Raw genomic sequence first — 864 nt, 5'->3', positions numbered from 1 at the left:
CTCAGCTGGCCATATCCGCCATCATCCGACAACTCCTCCTCGAGCTGCGTCACCAGATCGACGGTGTTGAAGTAGCGACCACGTGCACCGGCGCGGATGACGCTGGCCGCGATCGCGCTGGCGAGATGGGTCTTGCCGGTGCCCGTACCTCCGACCAGCACGACGTTGCGACGCCCAGGCAGGAACGAGCCTGCGTGTAGCGAGCGCACCAGCCCCTCGTTGATCGGGGTGTTCTCGAACACGAACGCGTCGATGTCCTTCACGACCGGCAGCCTGGCGGCGCTCATCCGGTAGCGGATCGAGGCCGCATGGCGGTGCGCCCCTTCGGCGCGCAGCAGATCAGTCAGGATCTCCATTGCCGTGCGCTGGCGCTGAACGCCGGTGGTGACCGCCTCATCGAACGCGCCTGCCATGCCCTTGAGGCCGAGCCCACGCATAGCGTCGATCATCTCATGCCGCTGCACGGATACCTCGCAAGCTGTCATAGCGGACGCAGTTGGCAACCGGCGGGTGCATCAGGACCAGATCTTCAGGCGTGACGATGGATGCGGGTCGGGGCGGCTCTCGCCGTCGCGCCAGGATGTTGAGGATCACCTCGTCGCTGACCGCACCGGTATCGAGCGCTTCGCGAACGGCGCTGTCGACGGCATCCAGTCCATCGGTGGTGACGGCGGCGAGCACGCGAACGAACCGCCGATCGGCATCGTCGTTGCTGCCAAGCTTGCGTCGTAGCCGAGCGAGCGCGGCCGGCAGGTCCCAGTCCTGGAACGGTGCGCCGTTCCTGAGCGCGCCGGGCTTGTTCACCAGCACCGGCAGATAGAGCGCTCGGGGCGCTGCTCGTCGCGGTCGCGGCCAAGGTCGCTG

The 864-nt window shown here is 67.1% G+C and carries 1 protein-coding gene and 1 pseudogene; both read right to left on the bottom strand.

Annotation, left to right across the window (positions count from 1 at the left end; genetic code table 11):
- Positions 1 to 464 (bottom strand): ATP-binding protein (locus QHC67_RS18800; RefSeq protein ID WP_319296685.1); only part of this gene is annotated, 464 nt, incomplete at its 3' end.
- Positions 451 to 864: pseudogene (locus QHC67_RS18795) on the bottom strand (hypothetical protein); the annotation flags it as partial. The pseudogene QHC67_RS18795 and the gene QHC67_RS18800, both read right to left, overlap by 14 nt.

Source organism: Sphingobium sp., assembly GCF_033795625.1.
Classification (GTDB): domain Bacteria; phylum Pseudomonadota; class Alphaproteobacteria; order Sphingomonadales; family Sphingomonadaceae; genus Sphingobium.
Note: the sequence above shows the minus strand (reverse complement) of the source record. Positions and strands in the feature narration are given on the sequence as shown.